The 18,939-nt window shown below is 68.3% G+C and carries 21 protein-coding genes; 4 read left to right on the top strand and 17 right to left on the bottom strand.

Annotation, left to right across the window (positions count from 1 at the left end):
* The 4 genes from P73_RS21790 to P73_RS21805 are packed head-to-tail and all read right to left on the bottom strand — an operon-like array spanning position 1 to position 4,065.
* Positions 1-2,310, bottom strand: a complete 2,310-nt coding sequence (locus tag P73_RS21790) for a phosphoketolase family protein (protein ID WP_043871207.1) — start codon at positions 2,308-2,310, stop codon at positions 1-3.
* Positions 2,307-3,482, bottom strand: coding sequence for an acetate/propionate family kinase (locus tag P73_RS21795; protein ID WP_043871208.1), 1,176 nt, complete (start codon positions 3,480-3,482; stop codon positions 2,307-2,309). The genes P73_RS21790 and P73_RS21795 overlap by 4 nt, the downstream gene beginning before the upstream one ends.
* A 39-nt stretch (positions 3,483-3,521) precedes the next feature.
* The gene (locus tag P73_RS21800) at positions 3,522-3,785 is read right to left on the bottom strand and encodes a hypothetical protein (protein WP_043871209.1); all 264 of its coding nucleotides are present in this window, start codon (positions 3,783-3,785) and stop codon (positions 3,522-3,524) included.
* Complete coding sequence (locus tag P73_RS21805; protein ID WP_043871210.1) at positions 3,775-4,065, bottom strand: hypothetical protein; 291 nt, start codon at positions 4,063-4,065, stop codon at positions 3,775-3,777. Before P73_RS21805 ends, P73_RS21800 begins: the two co-directional genes overlap by 11 nt.
* A 126-nt stretch (positions 4,066-4,191) precedes the next feature.
* Between P73_RS21805 and P73_RS21810 the strand changes: the two genes are divergently transcribed.
* Positions 4,192-4,413 (top strand): hypothetical protein, encoded by a 222-nt coding sequence (locus P73_RS21810; RefSeq protein ID WP_043871211.1) that lies wholly within the window; start codon positions 4,192-4,194, stop codon positions 4,411-4,413.
* Between the two features lie 5 nt (positions 4,414-4,418).
* On the opposite strand, the gene P73_RS25225 is transcribed toward P73_RS21810, so the two are convergent.
* Complete coding sequence (locus P73_RS25225) at positions 4,419-4,784, bottom strand: hypothetical protein (protein WP_245629210.1); 366 nt, start codon at positions 4,782-4,784, stop codon at positions 4,419-4,421.
* Positions 4,785-4,955: 171 nt separating this feature from the next.
* On the opposite strand from P73_RS25225, the gene P73_RS21820 reads away from it, so the two are divergent.
* The gene (locus tag P73_RS21820) at positions 4,956-5,459 is read left to right on the top strand and encodes a superoxide dismutase family protein (RefSeq protein ID WP_043871212.1); all 504 of its coding nucleotides are present in this window, start codon (positions 4,956-4,958) and stop codon (positions 5,457-5,459) included.
* 102 nt (positions 5,460-5,561) lie between these two features.
* Here the strand turns inward: P73_RS21820 and P73_RS21825 are convergent, their stop codons facing one another.
* From P73_RS21825 to P73_RS21845, 5 genes are all read right to left on the bottom strand, one after another.
* Positions 5,562-5,762: a hypothetical protein gene (locus tag P73_RS21825; RefSeq protein ID WP_043871213.1), complete on the bottom strand. Its 201-nt coding sequence runs from the start codon at positions 5,760-5,762 to the stop codon at positions 5,562-5,564.
* Between the two features lie 9 nt (positions 5,763-5,771).
* Positions 5,772-6,044 carry a bifunctional DNA primase/polymerase gene (locus tag P73_RS21830; RefSeq protein ID WP_043871214.1) on the bottom strand — a complete coding sequence of 91 codons (273 nt, stop codon included), beginning with the start codon at positions 6,042-6,044 and terminating at the stop codon, positions 5,772-5,774.
* A 257-nt stretch (positions 6,045-6,301) separates the two neighbouring features.
* Complete coding sequence (locus tag P73_RS21835) at positions 6,302-8,635, bottom strand: pyrroloquinoline quinone-dependent dehydrogenase (RefSeq protein WP_245629211.1); 2,334 nt, start codon at positions 8,633-8,635, stop codon at positions 6,302-6,304.
* 117 nt (positions 8,636-8,752) lie between these two features.
* Positions 8,753-9,391: a BON domain-containing protein gene (locus tag P73_RS21840; protein ID WP_052453505.1), complete on the bottom strand. Its 639-nt coding sequence runs from the start codon at positions 9,389-9,391 to the stop codon at positions 8,753-8,755.
* Between the two features lie 87 nt (positions 9,392-9,478).
* Positions 9,479-9,979 carry a YciE/YciF ferroxidase family protein gene (locus tag P73_RS21845; RefSeq protein WP_043871216.1) on the bottom strand — a complete coding sequence of 167 codons (501 nt, stop codon included), beginning with the start codon at positions 9,977-9,979 and terminating at the stop codon, positions 9,479-9,481.
* 245 nt (positions 9,980-10,224) lie between these two features.
* Here P73_RS21845 and P73_RS21850 point away from each other — a divergent pair, with 245 nt between their 5' ends.
* Both P73_RS21850 and P73_RS21855 read left to right on the top strand, forming a co-directional pair.
* A complete protein-coding gene (locus tag P73_RS21850) occupies positions 10,225-10,413 on the top strand; it encodes a DUF3008 family protein (protein ID WP_043871217.1) in 189 nt (62 codons plus the stop codon).
* Between the two features lie 127 nt (positions 10,414-10,540).
* The gene (locus P73_RS21855; protein ID WP_245629212.1) at positions 10,541-10,957 is read left to right on the top strand and encodes a glucose dehydrogenase; all 417 of its coding nucleotides are present in this window, start codon (positions 10,541-10,543) and stop codon (positions 10,955-10,957) included.
* A 112-nt stretch (positions 10,958-11,069) separates the two neighbouring features.
* Here the strand turns inward: P73_RS21855 and P73_RS21860 are convergent, their stop codons facing one another.
* The 7 genes from P73_RS21860 to P73_RS21890 all read right to left on the bottom strand — a co-directional run bounded on the left by P73_RS21860 (position 11,070) and on the right by P73_RS21890 (position 18,747).
* The gene (locus P73_RS21860) at positions 11,070-11,669 is read right to left on the bottom strand and encodes an exopolysaccharide biosynthesis protein (protein WP_043871218.1); all 600 of its coding nucleotides are present in this window, start codon (positions 11,667-11,669) and stop codon (positions 11,070-11,072) included.
* A complete protein-coding gene (locus tag P73_RS21865) occupies positions 11,653-12,711 on the bottom strand; it encodes a c-type cytochrome (RefSeq protein ID WP_043871219.1) in 1,059 nt (352 codons plus the stop codon). Before P73_RS21865 ends, P73_RS21860 begins: the two co-directional genes overlap by 17 nt.
* The gene (locus P73_RS21870) at positions 12,708-13,277 is read right to left on the bottom strand and encodes a cytochrome c oxidase assembly protein (protein ID WP_043871220.1); all 570 of its coding nucleotides are present in this window, start codon (positions 13,275-13,277) and stop codon (positions 12,708-12,710) included. The genes P73_RS21865 and P73_RS21870 overlap by 4 nt, the downstream gene beginning before the upstream one ends.
* A complete protein-coding gene (locus tag P73_RS21875) occupies positions 13,274-13,702 on the bottom strand; it encodes a hypothetical protein (protein WP_043871221.1) in 429 nt (142 codons plus the stop codon). Before P73_RS21875 ends, P73_RS21870 begins: the two co-directional genes overlap by 4 nt.
* Positions 13,699-16,269, bottom strand: a complete 2,571-nt coding sequence (gene ctaD / locus P73_RS21880; RefSeq protein WP_043871222.1) for a cytochrome c oxidase subunit I — start codon at positions 16,267-16,269, stop codon at positions 13,699-13,701. Before ctaD ends, P73_RS21875 begins: the two co-directional genes overlap by 4 nt.
* On the bottom strand, positions 16,266-17,279 hold the full coding sequence (locus tag P73_RS21885) for a cytochrome c oxidase subunit II (protein WP_052453506.1): 1,014 nt from the start codon (positions 17,277-17,279) through the stop codon (positions 16,266-16,268). Before P73_RS21885 ends, ctaD begins: the two co-directional genes overlap by 4 nt.
* 214 nt (positions 17,280-17,493) lie before the next feature.
* Positions 17,494-18,747 (bottom strand): cytochrome P450 family protein, encoded by a 1,254-nt coding sequence (locus tag P73_RS21890; protein ID WP_043871223.1) that lies wholly within the window; start codon positions 18,745-18,747, stop codon positions 17,494-17,496.
* Between the last annotated feature and the right edge of the window lie 192 nt (positions 18,748-18,939).

Raw genomic sequence — 18,939 nt, forward strand, 5'->3', positions numbered from 1 at the left:
CTACCGCCCAAAGGCAGGAACCGACCAGTCCCAGTCCCGGATCTCCGGCATGTCCTCGCCATGGGCGCGGACATGGTCGCGATGCCGCTCCAGCGCCTCCCGGCAATGGCGCATGAGGTCCGGCGCGTCCGCCCCCGTCCATTTCACCGCCGCGAGCGCGAGATGGTAACGGTCGAGCCGGTTCATCACCGTCATGTCGAAGGGCGTGGTCGTGGTCCCCTCCTCCTGATATCCGTGGACGTGGAAATTGTCGTGGTTCGGGCGCCGGTAGGTAAGCCTGTGGATCAGCCCCGGATAGCCGTGGAAGGCAAAGACCACGGGCCGGTCAGTGGTGAAGGCCGCTGCGAACGCCGAGTTCGGCGTGCCAGCCTCGTGCCGCTCGGGATCCTGCAACGCCATAAGGTCCACCACGTTGACCAGCCGCACCCGGAGGTCCGAATGGGTGCGGATCAGCTGCGCGGCCGCCACCGCCTCCAGCGTGGGCACGTCGCCGGCGCAGGCGAGCACGACATCCGGCGCGGCATCGCTGATCCAGTCGAAGGTTCCGAAGCCGAGGTCGAGATGCGCACGCGCCGCCGCAAGGGAAAGCCATTGCGGCTCGGGCTGCTTCCCCGCGACGATGACGTTGATCCGGCCCATGTCCGAAAAGCAGCGCTCCGCCACGGCGAGCAGTGAATTCGCGTCGGGCGGCAGGTAGAGCCGCACCACCTCCGCCTTCTTGTTGGCGACGTGGTCGAGGAAGCCGGGGTCCTGATGGGAAAAACCGTTGTGATCCTGGCGCCAGACATGGCTGGTCAGCAGGTAGGTGAAGGACGGCACCTCCGGCCGCCAGTCGATGCGGCGGATGGTGCGCAACCACTTGGCATGCTGGTTGAACATGGAATCGACGATATGGATGAAGGCCTCGTAGCTCGTGAAGAGCCCGTGCCGCCCGGTGAGCGTGTAGCCTTCCATCCAGCCCTGGCACAGATGCTCGCTCAACACCTCCATCACCCGTCCGTCGAGAGCCACGTCCTCGTCCTCCGGTCCGACGGGACCGGGTGCGCGCCGGGCGGTGACCTCGAAGACGGCATCGAGCCGGTTCGACTTCGTCTCATCCGGCGCGAAGAGGCGGAAGCGGTCGGGGTTGCGGCGGAACAGCTCCCGCAGCCATGTCCCCAGATGTCCGGTTGCCCCGGCCAGTTCAGCGCCGGGGCGGATCATCCCGAAGGCGGAGGGCTCGACCGGCGGCAGCTCGAGCGGACACAGACGGTGACCTTCGGCATGGGGGCTTGCCGTCATCCGCGCCTCCGGCGCCGGGATCAGCGCGCGCAGGTGCTTTGCCGGCCCGGCTTCGGTGAACAGCTCCTCGGGCCGATAGCTGCGCATCCATCGCTCGAGCTGCGCGAGGTGATCGGCCTCCTCGCGCACACCAGGCAACGGCACCTGATGGGCGCGGAACGTGCCTTCGACCTTTTTGCCGTCCACCCTGTCGGGGCCCGTCCAGCCCTTCGGACTGCGCAGCACGATGATCGGCCAGCGGGGCGCCGCGGGCGCCTCACGCCGGATCTCCGCAAGCCGGTCGGCCGCGGCGTCGAGCGCGGCGGCCATGTCCCTGTGCATCTGCACGGGATCGGAGCCACCGACATGGAGCGGCGCATAGCCCATACCGCGGAAGAACGCGTCCAGCGCATCGTCGCTCATCCTCGCCAGCACCGTCGGCCCCGCGATCTTCCAGCCGTTCAGGTGCAGGATCGGCAGCACCGCCCCATCGCGACGGGGATCGACGAAATGGACCGACTGCCAGGAGCCGGCAAGCGGCCCGGTCTCCGCCTCGCCGTCGCCGATCACGCAGGCGACCGTGAGATCGGGAGTGTCGAAGGCCGCGCCATGTGCATGGGCGAGCGAATAGCCGAGCTCTCCGCCCTCGTGCATCGAGCCGGGCGTTTCGGGCGCGGCATGGCTCGGCACCCCGCCCGGAAAGGAGAACTGGCGAAACAGCCGCCGCATCCCCGCCTCCGACCAGTCCACATCCGGATAGCGTTCGGGATAGCTGCCTTCGAGCCAGGCATTCGCGACCGGCGCAGGGCCGCCATGGCCCGGCCCGGTGATCGTGAGCATCTGCATCTCCCGCGCGCGGATCAGCCGGTTGAGATGGGCGTGGACGAAGTTCAGCCCCGGCGTCGTCCCCCAATGCCCGAGCAGCCGCGGCTTGATATGTTCCGGCCGGAGGGAATCGCGCAGGAGCGGGTTGTCCATGAGATAGATCTGCCCGACGGAAAGGTAATTCGCCGCGCGCCACCAGGCATCCACGGTTTGCAGATCGGTCATAGGTCCTCCTCCTCACTCAACTGGCAGGCGTCGCGCGCGATTTCCGTCTCCTCGTCCACCGGCAGGACCCAGGCTTCGATTCCGCTGTCGGGTGCGGAGATCCGGCTTCCCTGCGGCGCAACGCCTTGCTCGGTCAGCGCGGCATTTCCCTCCGCATCAAGGCGCAGGCCGGCCCAGTCGAACGCTTCGGCGACCCGTTCGCGGATCAGCGGCTGTCCCGCCCCGGCTCCGCCCGTGAAGACGACGGCATCCATACCCCCGAGCCGCGCCACCATCGCGCCCGTGTGTCGCACGAGATCGGCGCAGAAGAGTTCGACCGCCGTCTCCGCCGCCGCGCTGCCGCTGCCGATCAGGTCGCGCAGATCGCTGCTTTCCTCGGATACCCCAAGCAGGCCGGACTTCTTCCAGAGCAGATCGGCCAGCCGCTCCGTGTCATGGCCACGCTCGAGCAGATGGAGCAGAACGCCCGGATCCACCGAGCCCGCGCGCGTGGTCATCATCGGGCCGGCGAGAGGTGTCGCCCCCATCGTCGTGTCAATGCTCCGCCCGTCCCGCATTGCGCAGACCGAGGCGCCTCCCCCGAGATGCAGTGCGACGATCCGCACAAACCCGTGCCCGGCCATGCGGCGGGCCACGGAGCGGAAGGAGAGGCCGTGGAAGCCATAGCGCCGCAACGTCTCCCCCGTCACCGAGGCGGGCAGCGGCAATTGCCGGGACGTCTCCGGCATGGTTTCGTGGAAACTGGTGTCGAAGCTGGCAGTCTGGAACAGATCCGGCCGCGCCTCCAGAAGTGCCTCCGCCGGGGCGAGATTGGCGATCTGGTGCAGCGGCGCGAGGGGGGCGAAGGCGCGCAGCCGATCGATGGTGCCGGCATCGAGCCGTACCGGCGCACCGGACAGGCGGCCGCCATGGACGACGCGATGTCCGACGACGAGGCGGCCCCCGAGCACCTCCCCGGCATGGGCCAGAAGGGCCAGCGCGCCCTCGCGATAGTCCTCGCCGGGCCTGCCCAGCGTATGCGCCGTACCGTTGCGATGCACGACGAGTTCGGTGTCACCCGCGGAGGCGTCGTGGGTGGCCGTGAAAACCTTCTTCAGCTCCGCGCCGGTCCTGACGAAACCGGCCGCCTTGAGGCTCGAGGAGCCGACATTGAGGGAGAGGACGGCGGTCATCGTGTTCCTCGTCGTGTCGTCCTGGCGCACCGCCCGACCTCACGCCTCGTCGGCAAAGCGGGCGCGGGCAAGTTCGGCGATTTCCTTGAATTCCTCGGCGATGCTGAGGGAGAGCGCCTCCGTTCCCGTCGGCACGGCGCCGGGATCCTCCTGCCCGTCATGCAGGATTTCGCGGTCGGCGATCCAGCGGAGGTGTTCCTCCCGTGCTCCGGGATCCATGGCGCCCATCAGCCGCACCAGCAGGCGGCGATGCGCGATGATCCGGCCTTCCAGCTCGCAAAGCCTGTCCTCCTCACCCGGCATGGAGACCTCCGGGCCACGCGGCTGCCGCAATGGCGCGTTGCGTCGGCAGTTCGGGCGGCGCGCCAGGCGGTCCCTCGGGCGGCGGCGACTGTTCGGGCACCTCCTGCGGATCGGGCGGCTCGTATTCCGGCACATCGGGCTGGTCGGGAGCCTCGGGCGGGGCGGGCGGCATGATGTCGGGGTCCGGCGTGGGGGGCACTTCGGTCGGCGGCTGCTGGGGCGGGATGGCGGCCTCCACCGGCAGAGGCGTCACGCGGGGCGAGAGGGCGGGAAACGGCATGTGACCTCCTTTTCGTCTCTAGGCAGCCAACCCGCAACTGCGGCAAGTGTTCCCGCGCCCTCGCCGTGCCGGCCGGGGAACATTGCGCCCGAACGGCTGTTGGTCCCCGGAACACAGGAGGACGCCATGGCGAACCGAGACATCCATGAGAAGCCCGAGAACCTGAAGGCCCGCGCGCCCGAAAAGGGCGTGCTCGACCAGCGCCAGCAACAGATCGACCCTGCCGGACGGCACCGCGCGGATCTCAACGCGACGAGCATTCCGTCGATGAAACAACCCGGTGGCCCCCATCCTGCCCCCGCCACCGGCACGGCCGACGAGACGGAGGCCCGCCGACGGAAGGACTGAGCGGCTCAGCCCCCGAGGATGGCCCAGGCGATGATCGCGACGATCACCGCCACCACCACGCAGACGAGGAAGATCGAGCCCCAGCTCGCGGAGCCGCTTGCGAGGTCTGCGGGTGTGGCCTTGTCCCCCCTCTCGGCCGGGCGGGCGCGTTCGTGCCCCGCGGCGACCACGGCCTCCTCGGCCGTCGGGGAATGACCTGCGGCCTCGTCATCGGTTCCGAGCGGTGCGGCCGCCGGATCGACAAAGGCCACCTTGTCTCCGGTTCCGCCGCGGTCGATGTCGTCGCGCAGCCGATCGACGGCCGCAGCCCCGGATGCCTTCTGCTTCGGGGTCTTTGGAGTCTTTGCCTTTGGAGTCTTTGGTGGGGTCATGAACGTCCTCCTTGTCCTGCACCTTCAACCCCGCCTGCCCGGCGATGTTCCCGGCTCCGGGAGGACAGGCGAGTCGCCTCGGAACATCGGCGCCGACGGTTTGTTGTCTCCTCACTGCCCGCGAACGCGCCCCGGCGTCGGGCGGGCTTCATCCGGACAAAGGAGATTTTCATGAAGACCCTCATGATTGCCGCACTCACAGGCACCTTGCTCGCGCCGGCGGCCTATGCCGCCGAAGCGACGGCGGACGTGCAGGACCTCGAAGGCAATGCGCTCGGCGCGGTGCGCGTCTATGACACCCCCTCCGGTGTGGCGGTGGCGACGATCACGCTCACCGAGCTTCCCGAAGGCGTGCACGCCATCCACCTGCACGAGGTGGGCGACTGCGAATCCGAGGATTTCAGCTCCGCCGGCGGCCATATCGCCGGGGACCGCGAGCACGGCGTGCTGGCCGAAGGCGGGCCGCATCCGGGCGACATGCCCAATCTCACGGTCAAGGAGAACGGCGTGGGAGAGGTGGAAGTCTTCCTCCCCGATATCGACGTGGAAAGAGATCTGCTCGACGAGGACGGGGCCGCTTTCGTGATGCATGAGGGCGTCGACGATTACGAGTCACAGCCGGCGGGCGATGCCGGGGACCGCCTCGCCTGCGGCGCCTTCTCCGCGCCGGAATAGGGTCGCGGACTGATGCGCTGGCCCTCCGGGCCGCCGCCAAATGAGAACCGGCGCCGACCTTCCGAAAGGCCGGCGCCGGTTTTCACGATCGGGACCTCCCGCTCAATAATTCGCGGGCGGGTCGCTGGCCGGGAAAGATTCATCGCTCATCTCGTCCACCCGGTCCCAGTGCCGCGGCGGGTCGCGCATTTCCGATGGCCCGGCGTCGCGCACCTCGGGTGTGCCGGTGGCGGGACGGGAGCGTCTGCCTAGCGCCACGCCGGCAAGAACCGCCGCCGCGCCCCAGAAAAGTGTCCGGATCATGCTGTCCTCCTATCCGCCGTTACGGTCGATGAACTTGTTGAAGCGGCTCTGGCCGCCATCCGCGGTCTCGTCCTGGTAGAGGAAGGCGAGGTCCCGATCCTCGAAGACCTCGAAGAATTCGCTCCAGTCGATTGCTTCGAGCGTGTCCTCGGGCGGATCGAAGTCGATGCGGAGGATGCCGCCGCCTCCGCCGGTGTTCCGGACTCGTGCGGGACGTCCGTCGCGGGCCTCGGCCCAGGCGCGGATGGTCTCGTGATCCGTGGTCTGCATGGCTTCGCTCATGGTGTCGTCCTCCTGCGATTGGGGAGTGGGTCTGGCCGCCGGCGGCGGCGCGCGCCCGTCACCGGATCAACCGTTCCCACCCGTCCGGGGTTCCGCAACCGCCGCCTGGCCGTGTCGCCCCGGCGGTTCCTTGCCCGCGAAAAATGCGGACGCGCTCGCAGCGGTCGGCAACGAACGCGTCCTGGGTCGGAGCGGGCCCTGAGGGTTGCGACCGCAGGGGCTGACGGTCTGGCCCGCTCCGGCTTTCCCTGCGCCGGCTAGGGCAGCGCGTAGGCGATCAGGTAATCCCCGACGGGCGTCTCCATGAAATGGTGCCCGACTGCGGCGACCATCACATATTGCTTGCCGTTCACCTCATAGGCGATCGGGTTGGCCTGACCGCCCGCGGGCAGCTTGTCGCTCCACACGGTTTCGCCGGTCTCGATGTCGATCGCACGGAACAGGTCATCGGTGGCGGCGGCGATGAAGATCAGCCCGCCCGCCGTGACCACGGCACCGCCGTTGTTCGGCGTGCCGATCTTGACCGGCAGCATGGAGGGAATTCCGAAAGGACCGTTCTTGCGCGCCGTGCCGAGCGGCGTATCCCACAACGTCTCTCCCGTTTCGAGATCGACGGCGCGGATGCCGCCATAGGGGGGCTCGACGCAGGGCATGCCGGTCACGGTGTTGCGCCAGCCGGCATTCACGTCGATGGCATAGGGCGATCCGGCCTGCGGATCCCCCGCACCCTCTGCATTCTCGCCCGAGGTCTCACCGGATGCGAGTTCGTGGATCGCACGCAGGTTGCGTGCATCGGCTTCCTCGCGCGTCAGGAGTCGGTTGTAGTTGGGAACGTCGTTGTAATTCGCCACCAGCACGCCGCGTTCCGGGTCGACGGCAACGGAGCCCCAGTCGGAACCGCCATTGTAGCCGGGATACTGGATCCAGGGCCGTTCGCTCGAGGGCGGGGTGAAATAGCCCTCGTAATTCGCGCGGTGGAACTGGATGCGGCACCAGAGCTGGTCGATGGGGGTGAAGCCCCAGGCGTCCTTCGGCTCCAGCGGCTCCATCCGCAGCGTGTGCCATTCCGAATAGGGTTGCGTATCGGAGATGTAGTCCGGTTCGACCTCCCCCTTCGGCAGGCCGGACAATTCGCCGACCGGCGTCAGCGGCTCGCCGGTCTCGCGGTCGAGGATATAGATGTCCCCCTGCTTGGAGGGCAGGATGATCGCCGGCGTGCCGTCGAAGTCGATCAGCGTCGGCTGGCTGCCGAGGTCGTAGTCCCAGACGTCGTGGCGGACGGTCTGGAAATGCCACACGGGCTCGCCGGTGGTCGCGTCGAGTGCGACGAGGGAGGTGGCATATTCGTTTTCCGCCTCGAACCGGTTCGAGCCGTAATAATCCACCGAGGAGTTGCCCATCGGCAGATAGACATAGCCGAGTTCCTCGTCGGACACCGCCGTCGTCCACATGTTCGGCGTGCCGCGCGTGTAGATCTCGCCCTCCGGCGGCCCGTCCCGGTTCGCGTCTGGGGCGCCGAGGTCCCAGGCCCAGAGGAATTCGCCGGTGACGGCGTCGTAGCCGCGGATCACGCCGGAGGGGGCATCCTCGGCCTGACCGTCCTTCACCTGGGCGCCGGTCACGACGATGCCGCGCACCACGGCGGGCGGCGCGGTCACGGCATACCAGCCGGGCACCCGCTCCCCGATGTCCTGCCACAGATCGACGGTGCCGTTCTCACCGAACTCCTCGCAGGGTTCGCCGGTCTCGAGGTCGACCGCCACGAGCTTGGCGTCGAGCGTGCCCTCGATGACCTTGGTCGCACAGAGGTCGCCCTCGGCCGCGTCCGGGTTGGTGTAGGTGGACACGCCACGGCAGGACGCGCCATAGGGGATCGCGTCGTTCGGGACGCCTGGATCGAAGCGCCAGTTCTCCTCGCCCGTGGCGGCGTCGATGGAGATCAGTATGTTCATCGCCGAACACATCACGAGATCGTCGCCGATCTTGAGCGGTGTCGTCTCCGGCGAATACTTGCCCTCCGCGGTGCCTTCCGGCATGTCGCCGGTGCGATAGACGAAGGCGCGCTCGAGATCGCCGACATTGCTGCGGTCGATCTGGTCGAGGGGAGAATAGCGGGTCGCGTTCGCGCCGCCGCCGTAGAACGGCCAGTCCGCCCCCGCCTGCGCAGGAAGATCCGCCGCCGGACGTTCTGCCGGGGCGGGGGTCGTCGTGTCTGTTGTCGTGGTGTCTGTGCCGGTTTCGGGGGGAGCGGCCGGGGCGGCGGGTTCCGGGGCGTCCGTCTCATCATCTGCGGCAGGGCCGTCATCTGCGGGAGGCGCGGTATCTTCGGGAGGGGCCGGCTCCGCTCCGGGGGGCTCCTCTGCGGGCGCGGCGGGGGTTTCCCCAGGCTCCGAAACACCCGCATCGGGAGCTTCGGTATCGGTATCCGCGTCCGGTGCGGGCTCCGGGGCCTGCCCGGTTTCCGGCGGAGGGGCCGTGTCGGCGGGCGGCGGCGTATCCGGTGCCGGAGGGAGGGTATCGTCCTGCGCGAGCACGGGGGCAACGGTGCAACTCAGCGCCAGAAGGCAAACGACGGGCAAATTTGGGGTCATAAACTAATCCTCCTTCTCTCGGACAACTTCTTGACTCTTCAACCGGTTCCAGGCCCCGGCGAAAAGCCGGGACCCGGCAGGCGTGTCAGGGCCGCGCGGGCCGAATCTCCGGGCGGCTCAGGACTCGGCCGCGCCCGACGCGGCGCGCCGGACCCTCAGGTTGTTCTGGACGTGCTCCACGCCCAGCACGTCCTCCGCGCAATCCTCCGCCCGGCGTTTCTCCCGGCGCGATCCGACCTCCCCGTCGAGCGTCACCTCGCGATCCGTGACGGAGACCACGATATCGAGCGCATCGACGATCGGATCGGCGGTGAGCTGGTCGTGGATATCCTCGAGGATCCGGTCGTCAGAACGGCTGTAGCCGCGAGGCCCGCGGCCCCGGTGATCCTGCTCGCGCCGCTCCTGGGCGTCGTCATCGCCGAACCAAGAGGCCACTTCGTCTCCGGCCCTGTCCCAGAAGTCCCGGCGGTTGCCGCGATAGCGGTCGCGCCAGTCGCCCCGCCAGTCGCGCGGAGTGTCGTACATCCCCGCGCCATAGCCGCCGGGTCCATAGGGATAGCCGCCCGCCCAGCCGCCGAGGCCGACCCCCGGATAGCCATAGCCGGGGCCGCCATAGGAATAGTCGTCACGGTCGCGATATTCGCGGCCGGGGCTTCCGGCACCGGGCCAGACGTCGCGATCCTCGCGATAGTCATACCCGTAGTCCTGCGATGCCGCACCGCGGCGCTGACGCTGTCTTTCGTTGTCTCGTGCCATTTGTCTTTCCTCCCGACAATCTGAAATTACTGGAGCGTTCCGCCCCTGCCGGCATGGCGGGGACGGTACGCGCGGGACAGTCCTGCCTCAGGACATCTCGTTGAGCCGACTTTCCGCGAGCCGCGTCAGCTTTTCGTCGGCGGCGTGTTCTTCGGAACTGGTCTGCGCCAGAAGCTCCGCGCAGTCGTTGCGCCCCATCTCCTTCGACCATGCGATCAGCGTGCCGTAGCGGGTGATCTCGTAATGCTCGACCGCCTGCGCGGCCGCGGCGAGCGCCGCATCGAGCACATGACTGTCGGAAATGTCGCCGGCGATCTCGTCGGCCTCTTTGATGATGCCGTCGATGGCGGGACAGGTGACGCCCTTGGTCTGGGCGCCGATCATGTCGAAGACTCTTTCGAGACGCTGGACATGTCCGTGGGTCTCGTCGAGATGGACGGTAAACGCCTCCTTCAGCCTCTCGTCGGAGGCTTTGTCGATCATCTTGGGCAGAGCTTTCTCGATCTGTTTCTCCGCATAGTAGATGTCTCGCAGAGTGTGCAGGTACAGGTCTTCCATGGAATCGATATCTTTGGAGAAGAGTGCCATTCGACTGTTCCTTTCATGGCGCTGCGGAGCCCTTTCGCCGGACCCGCTCCGTGGACCAAGCAACAGCGCCCCGAACGGATTGTTCCCGCCCTCGTCCCATGAAATCCGCCGGATCCGTCGGCCCGCATCGGGAGTGCCACGCCCGGCGGACCGCCGCCGGCCGGACCCGTCCGCGGGCGTGCAAGGCGAACCTTTTCGCGGCCTGCGGGTTGTTCCCCTGTTCCCCAGGCAAGAGGAGGTTGACCATGCCTGCAAAGTCGAAAGCCCAGCAAAAGGCCGCCGGAGCCGCCCTCTCCGCGAAGCGCGGCGACACGCGCAAGGGAGATCTGCAAGGTGCGTCCAAGGGCATGTACGACTCGATGTCCGAAGATGAGCTTGAGGATCTCGCCTCGACCAAACGCAAGGGCAAGCCCGAGCACGTCAAGAAGGATTGACGAAGGTGGCGGCGCGGACGCTCCGCGTTGATGCGGCGCGCGCGGTTCGGCGAGACCCGCGCGTCGGGAACATCCGGCGCGTGGCGGGGTTGGGGTGGCATGGAATTGCGCAAAAGAGGAGGCAGACATGACCGATCTACAGCCGGAGGCGCGCCGCACCCCCCAGTCAGCAACCCGCACCAGAAGCGGTGGATATATCGCCACGGTCGTTCTCGCCGTGGTGCTTGCCGTTTTCGGCCTCGTCCTCTTGGGGGGCGGCATATGGCTCATTACCCTCGGCGGAAGCTGGTACTATGCCATTGCTGGCCTCGGTCTCTGCATCACCGCGTGGCTGCTCGTGCGCGCGTCGATGGCCGCGCTCTGGATCTATCTTCTCACCTATGTGTTCACCGTGATTTGGGCGCTGTGGGAGAAGGGGTTCGACGGCTGGGCACAGGTGCCCCGGCTCGTGGCGCCCACGGTCGTCCTGATTCTCGTGCTCATCACCATCCCCGTCCTGCGTGGTCCGCGTCAGCCGCGCGGGACGGTGGCCGAGCCGGTGTGATCCCTCTTCGCGATCGCACCGGGGAGAGGAGAGAGACGGAGCGTGCACAAGGCCCCGTCCCTGCGGCGGGGCTTTGCCATGTGCCGGCACGCGCCAAACGTTCTGCGGCATCTCAGATCACATAGATCCCGACGCCGACGGCCACCCCGATCACCGAAAATCCGATGAGGGCGAAGAGGCCGTCCTGGACCAGAAGCGTGAGCGAGAGGAAGGCCACCGCCGTCCCGAGGATCGAGGAGGTGAAGGGCACCAGTTCCAGCAGCGGCATGGTGAGGCCGCACAGCATGCAGATGAGGCTGATCACCCTGTCCATGGGCGGAGAGACGAGCGGGCGAAGGCGTTCCCCCGAGTTTCGGTCCAGCCAGCCCGCGGGTTTGCGAAGTGCGTCGGTTGCCGTCTTGAGTCGGGCGGCGGGGACAGTGCGGCGGCCGAGCCAGCGCGGCATCCATAGGCAATCCCGCCCGATCACCATCTGGGCGGAGATCAGGGCGATTGTGATGCCGCAAAGGCTCGAGAACAGCGGAATTCCGGAAAGCGGCGTCACCACCGCGAGCGCCGCCGCCATCAGCATCGGCACGAAGGAGGCCCTGCCGAGAGTGTCGAGAATATTTTCGAGGGCGACCTCCTCCCCCCGCTCCGCGGCATCTGCCAGCCGATCGACGATCTCGCCCACCGAGCTTGGTCCGTCTCCGCGTTCACTCCTGTCGGGCATCTGGCGCGCTCCCCTGCGGCGTCGGCTGACGCGAGAACCAGTCGGCCAGCTCCGCGATATCGCCGTCGGTGAGCGCCTGTGCGGCCGCGCTCATCTTGGGCGCGCCCTGCCGGATACCCTCCCGCCACAGCCGGAGCTGGATCTCCAGATAGGCGCGGTTCTGACCGGCGAGAGCGGGCGCGCCGGGATCCTCGCCCGCCGCTGTCCCCGTACCGTGACAGGCGGTGCAGGCGGGCACATCGCGGGTGCCACGCATGGCGAGCGGCTGCTCTTCCCCCTCCCCCGGAAGGCTCGCGGCGGGATCGGGGTCCTGTCCGGTTTCCGTACCGCTCCGCGTGCGGCCCGCGAAGGTCTCGGCGAGGCTCGCGAGATCGGCCTCCGGCACTTCGCTCACCGCGTGCTGCATGATGCCGCTCGGCCGGGTGCCGTCGCGATAGGCGGCGAGGGCGGCGCCGATCTCCTCCTGCGTCAGGAGGTCGAGCCGCGGGACCTGTCCGCCCACGTCCCCGTGGCAGGTCCGGCAATAGGCGGTGCTGTCCTCGCGCGGCGACGCCTCGGGCAGCACCGGCGCCGCGTCGCGCCGCACCGCCTCGAGATAGGCGACGACCGGCCATGCCTCGTCCTCGCGCCCGGCCGCGGGCCAGGCCGGCATGCCGCTCATCTTGATGCCGTTGTAGACCACCCAGTGCAACTCGCCCGGCTCCCAGTCCTCTATCGCTTCGGTGATCGCGGGCGGTTCCGGTACCATCGCCCGCGCGGTGGCCGTCCGCGGCACTTCCGGTGCGGCATGGCAGGGGACGCAGGCGGTGGCATAATGCCCGGCCCCAAGCGCAATCATGTCGGGATCGGTCAGGTCCGGCACCTCCGTCGCCGGGGCGCGCAGCTTCACCGCATTGCGGTAGGTGCTGTGCAGCACCCAGCTCACGCCGGGGAAATGGCCGGCCAGGGCGGACACGTTGTAGAGGCCGAAGCCGACCACGGCGCTCGCGAAGGCGAGGCCCAGCACGGCAAGCGCGACGAGGGTGAGAACGACGTGCCTCATGCCGGTTCCTCCGCCAGGGCGCGGCCGGTGAGGGCGATGCCGCCGAACAGATAGACCGGTGTGCCGATGGCGAGCATGAGGATGCCACCGACCTGCTGGCCGTCGAGGTCGGGCGCGGTGCCGCAGATCTCGGCATAGAGATCGCGCGGCGCAAGGATCAGCAGCGCGCCCAGAAGGGTCATGTGCATGGAGGTCAGCAGGAGCCCGCCCGCTCCCGCGAGCGGATGCCCGGCCCTCAGGCAGCCGGCCCAGACGAGCACGCCGGCAAGCAGGAAGCTCGCCTGTTCCGCCGCGAAGCCCGCTCCGGAGAGCCGGCCGAGCGCATGGGCCGCCGGAAGGTGCCAGCCCCAGACGAGCAGGAATTCGATCACCGCCGCCAGAAGCGGCTGGATGGCGACCCGACCGGCATGGGGCGGCAGTCCGAGGACGAGGAGCGGCGCGGCCACCGCGACGAGCCCCATGTGACGCAGCATGTGCACCGGAAAGGCCGGCAGCCAGTCGTCCAGCGGCGCGGCCCAGAGGAGCGCGAGAAGCGCGAGGGCGGGGAGGAGGAAGATCGGCCTCATCGGCAGCCCCCGAGCATCAGGAGCGGCAGGGATGTGTAGGTCGTGCCGATGCCGGAAATGATGGCGAGCAGAAAGGTGGCGTGTCCGAGGAAACGGTGCCGGTCCTCGTCTGTGCCTTCCTTGTGGACGAAGACGCCGCTGTTGCGAACATCCCATTGCCGCAGGGCACGCCGTCCTTCGAGGGCGATGAGACAGAGGGCAATCACGCTCGCGCCAAGCAGCCCGATCCGGACCAGCCCGATGGGCAGCAGGCCGCGGACGCAGGCAAGCGACACCGCGCTGTAGCACAGCACGAAATGCACCGCCCATGTCGCGGGCGGCAGGGTGAGGCGCCAGAGGCTGCCGGCTTCGGCGGCGAATTCCTGGCGGTCCTCGTCCGGCTGCGGCGGGTGTTGATGCTGCTGCTGTTGCTGGTCTTCGGTCATAGCACCCTCGCGACGGGTCCGATCACGGCGCAGGTCACGAGCGCCGATATCAGGAAGAAATGCCAGTAGAGAGAGATGTTCCACAGATCCGCATCGTAGCGCGGCGTGAGTTTTCCGGTGAGGCTTCCGGCGAGGCAGTAGATCTGCATCACGAAGCCCGCGATGGAATGCGCCACGATCCACACGGCGAGGGCCCAGATGAGCGCCGGATAGACATGCGAGGTCGGTTCCAGCGGCAGGATCGCCGCGATCAGCGCAAGAGCGGCGACGAGCGTGAGGAGCGCGGCGACGAGCAGGGCCGCGCGCGCCGCGATGACCCGCCCACGCGTGTTGAGCCCGCGCGCCGAGAGCGTCAGCGCCCAGCTCACGGCATAGCCGGCCGCCGCGATCGCCACCGCGCCTCCCCCGGCATGCAGTGCATCCTCGGGGGGGAAGGACGCTCCGGTGGTCCAGTAGAAGAAGAAGCCGAAGACCAGGGAGGCGAAGGCAGTGGCGTCCCCGAGCATGGTGATCCACATCGCCCACCATCCGGTCGATTCCGGACCCGAGACATAGGTCGGCAGCGTCAGCCCCAGCCCGACGTCCTTTCGGTCCTTTTCCGGCGGCCGCGCCGTCAGGGTCCAGAGCCAGTAGAGGATGGCGGCGAGAGCCAGGCCGGCGCAGAGGATCGCGGGGGTGTAGAGGTGGAAGGTCGGGAAGATGAAGGCCCCGCCGGTGAAGAGCGCGGCGATATGGGTGATCCATGTCGGCTTGCCCACCCGCTGCACCATCACCGGTTCGCCGTCCATGACGGAGGTGACGAACGTCTCGCGCAACCCCTCCTCGGCATCCGCCAGGTAAAAGCGCCCGGCGTCGATCCGCTCCACGAGCTTCGCCTGGTCCCAGAGCGGATAGCGGCTGGTGACATAGGGGATGGAGCGGATGCCCCATCCCTCCGCCGGTATTTCATGGGTCCATTCGAGCGTCCCGCCGCGCCAGGGGTTGCGTTCGACCGGCGGCTGGTCGCGTTTCGGCCGCACGAGATCCCAGACGAAGACGGCGAATCCCGCAGCGATCACCGCCGACCCGAGGGAGGACACGAGGTTCGGAACGTCCCAGCCGAGCCCGCCGGGATAGGTGAAGACGCGGCGCGGCATGCCCATGAGGCCGGTATAGTGCATGGGCAGGAAGGTCAGGTTGAACCCGGTGAAGATCAGCCAGAAGGCCCAGCGGCCGAGCCGCTCGGACAGCATCTTCTTGGCGATGAAGGGATAGTAGTAATAGATCCCGGCGATCACCGGAAAGACCATCCCGCCGAACAGCGTGTAGTGCAGGTGCGCGACGACGAAATAGGTGTCGTGCACCTGCGAGTCGAACGGCGCGAGGGCGAGCATGACGCCGGTCAGCCCGCCCATGGTGAAGACCGCGAGCGCGCCGGCGATCCAGAGCATCGGCAGGATCATGCGGATGCGCCCGACCATCAGCGTCGCGAGAAAGGCGAAAAGCTGGATTCCCGTGGGGATGACCACCCCTTCGGAGGCGGCCGAAAAGAAGCCGAGGGAGAGTTCGGGCAGGCCGGTCGTGTACATGTGGTGCACCCAGAGGCCGAAACTCAGGAACCCGGTGCCGACGGCGGAGAGCACAATCCAGGAATAGCCGACGATGGGGCGCTGCGCGACGGTGGGCACGATCATCGCGGCGATGGCGATCGAGGGCAGGAAGATGATGTAGACCTCCGGATGGCCGAAGATCCAGAACAGGTGCTGCCAGAGCAGCGGATCCCCGCCGCGCTCCGGGTCGAAGAACGGCCAGTCGAAGCTGCGTTCGAGTTCGAAGAGGAAATCCCCGGCGATCAGCGGCGGGAAGGCGAAGAGGATCATCCCGCCGACGACGAGCACGTACCACGCGTAGAGCGGCATGAGGTTCACGCGCATGCCCGGCGGGCGACATTTGAGCGTGCCGACGATCAACTCGACCGCGGCGGCGATGGAGGCGATCTCGATGAACGACAGCCCCAGGAGCCAGATGTCGGAGCCCGGTCCCGGATCCTCGGTGGCGAGCGGCGGATACATGAACCATCCGGCGCGCGGCGCGGCATCGAACAGGAGCGAGCCCATGACGAAGACGCCGCCGATCACGAAGCACCAGTAGCCGAAGGCCGAGAGCCGCGGGAACGGCATGTCGCGGGCGCCGAGCATGCCGGGCAGCAGGAGGATCGAGATCGCCTCGAACATCGGGACGGCGAAGAGGAACATCATCGCCGAGCCGTGCATGGTGAAGAACTGGTTGAATCTGTCCGAGGACATCAGGTCGTTCTCCGGCAGGGCGAGCTGGGCGCGCATCACGAGCGCGAGGATCCCCGCCAGCAGCATGAAGGCGAAGGCCGTGGCCGAATACCACTTTCCTACCTCCGTATTGTTCACCGCTGACCAGTAGCGCCAGCCTTTCGGCGCCTGCCAGACCTCGCGGAGACGGGCGGCCTGCGCGCGGGCGAGCTCGGGGGGGACCGGCTCGGCGAGCATCTCCTCCTCCGGCGGATAGGTGCCGCGGGGTTCGCGGCGCGGATCGGGAGCGGCGGACCGGGTCATTTCAGATCCTTCAGATAGAGGGCGATGTCGCGGCTTTCCGCGTCCGTCAGGTCGGGATAGGCGGGCATGCGCACGTCGGGCTTGAACGCGCCGGCATCGCGGATCCAGGCCGCGATCTCCTCCGTGGAGGTGCCGATCCGCGCCGCGCCGATCGAATGGCGCGCGCCCAGGTGGGTGAGATCGGGTCCGACCTGTCCGATGGCGTCGGTGCCGCGGACCGCATGACAGGCGCCGCAGCCCTCGCGGCGAAAGAGCGCGGCGCCGCGCTCCGCGGCGGCACTGGCGGGCGGGCGGGCGTCCTCCGCCTCGGCGGCCAGCCAGTCCTCGAACTCCTCCTCCGGCATCACAACCGTCTCGAAGGCCATCCAGGCATGGCTCGTGCCGCAGAATTCGGCACATTGGCCGCGATAGACGCCCGGTGTCTCCGGATGCAGGCTCATGCGGGTCTCGCGGCCAGGAAACATGTCCATCTTGCCGCCCAGTGCAGGGATCCAGAAGGAATGGATGACCTGATCGGAATCGAGCACGAATTCCGTGCGCCGTCCCGCAGGAAGGCGGATCTCATTGGCGGAGACGACGGGTTCCGCAGCACCGTCAGGCCAGTATTCCACCCGCCACCACCATTGCTCGCCCGTCACGCGGACGCGCAGCCCCTCCCCCGGCAGCCGCTGGTCCGGCAGAAGCGACAGGCCCCAGACGAGGGTCGCGCCGATCAGGAGCGTCGGCGTCACAACCCCGCCATAGAAGATGACGAGGCGGCCGTAGCGTTCGGGCAGGGTGCCGAGCCTGCGGCGGATGAAGTAGTAGAACATCCCGTTCATCGCGAGCCAGAGTACGACGGCTCCGATCAGCAGGCCGGTGAACAGTACCGACAGCGCCGCGGCGTCCGTCCCGGCAGGATCGAGCACGGATTGCCGTCCGGCGCAGCCCGACAGCACCACGACCGCGACCAGTCCGGCCGCAGGCCGCGGGCCGGGGCGCGCGGGGAGGAAGGAACGCGTGGCCCTCACGGCGCGGACGAGGATCGCGGCGGAAAGAGGGACGGACGAAGGGCGGCGAGGGCGGTCGGGGCTCGTGCGACGGTATCGAGCCGAGGCATGGCGGGTCTCCTTCACGCGTTCGGTTTTCGGCGAAACCGGTCAGTCTCGCTACGGCGGTCTGTGGGTCAGGGCGCGGCGCGCATCTGTTCACAAACTAGCGCGGGCTTCGATTGTTCCATTCCGTTCAACGCGAAAAGCCGAGGCGCATCCCGTCGCGCGGCCAGGGCGGGAAGCGGTCATGCGGGATTTGGAGATCCTGCGCAGGCACCTCGTAATCGAGCCCGAGGAAGAATCCGATCGCCTCGGTCAGCAGCGCGCGGGTGAGATCCTCTCCGGGGCAGCGATGTCCTTCCTCCATGTCACCCCCGCCCTGTGGCACCATCGCGCCGGGCGGCGGCGGCCGCATGTGCCGCTCGGGATCGAACTGCGCGGGCGCGGGCCAGACCGATCCGTCGCGGCAGGTCCCATAGAGGTCGAGAAGGATCCAGTCGCCTTCCCCGAACCGTTCTCCCCGCCAGTCGAACGCCTCGCGCACCCGCCCGCCGATGACCGGGAAAAAGGGATAGACCCGCCGCACCTCCTCTCCGAAGGCGCGGCAGGCGGCCTCGTCGCCGCGGGCCTCGAGCCAGTGGGCCGCGCCGGTATGACAGGCGCGGGCATGGACGGCGAAGACGATGAAACGTCCGATGGCGACGACGGGACGCAGGATGTTGAGCAACTCGACCGCCGCCACGGCATCGTCGAGGGCGCTGCCATCCGCGTCGCGATGAGCGATCAGCCGGTCGATCACCCAGCCTTGCCCGCCATGCCCCTGCCGCGCGGCGGCGATCCGGTCGCGCATCCGGCGTTCGGACCGTGCGCGCAGCAAGCCCGCGCGCAGCCGGTCCGGCCCGATCCTGCCCGCGCCCGCGATCATCGCCGACAGCTCGCGGGCGAGCGCGGCGATATCCTCGCCCTCGAGCGGCAGATCGCACCAGCGCAGGGCAGTCCGGCACATGATCCCGCCGATGGCGTCGCTCAGGACCACCTCCTTCCGACCGCGCCATTCCTCCGCCGCCGCGCGCGCCAGTTCCTCAGCCAGGATCGCCCGCGCCGCCTCCAGCCGTTCGGGGGTCATGAGGTCGAGGAACAAGGCTTTCCGGCGCCGGTGTGCCTCCCCGTCGAGCGTCTGGACGCTGCCGCGATCCTGAAGCAGGGTCATCACGCTTACCGGCATCGCTCCGCGCCGGCTCATCCGGCCGGGCGCATAGAAGGCCGCGACCGCCTCGGGGCCCCTGACACAGGTGACTTTCCGGAGCAGGATCCGCGTGCGAAACGCGTCGGTTCCGAGCGCGTCGCACCGGGTCGCAATGAAGTCGTAGCCGTCCCGCAGAAAGGCCAGGGTGCTGTCGGGCGCCGAGATGGCAGGAATTCGGGTCGGTCCGTCGGGGGAAGGCATCGCAGCTCCTTTCCTATGGCTCCTGGTCCCCGGCCCCGGCGGCCGGGGCGACGCGGGATCGCCGCGCATCGCGGCAGGTTCCGGAGTGTAGAGGAACGGATTGCGCGGATTTATGTTCCTTCCGCGCAACCCTGTGCGAAATTCTGGTGCGGCATCGCGAATTGTGATCCACCCACGCGGGCGCGTCATAAT

This window comes from Celeribacter indicus (genome assembly GCF_000819565.1).
GTDB classification, from domain to species: Bacteria; Pseudomonadota; Alphaproteobacteria; order Rhodobacterales; family Rhodobacteraceae; genus Celeribacter; species Celeribacter indicus.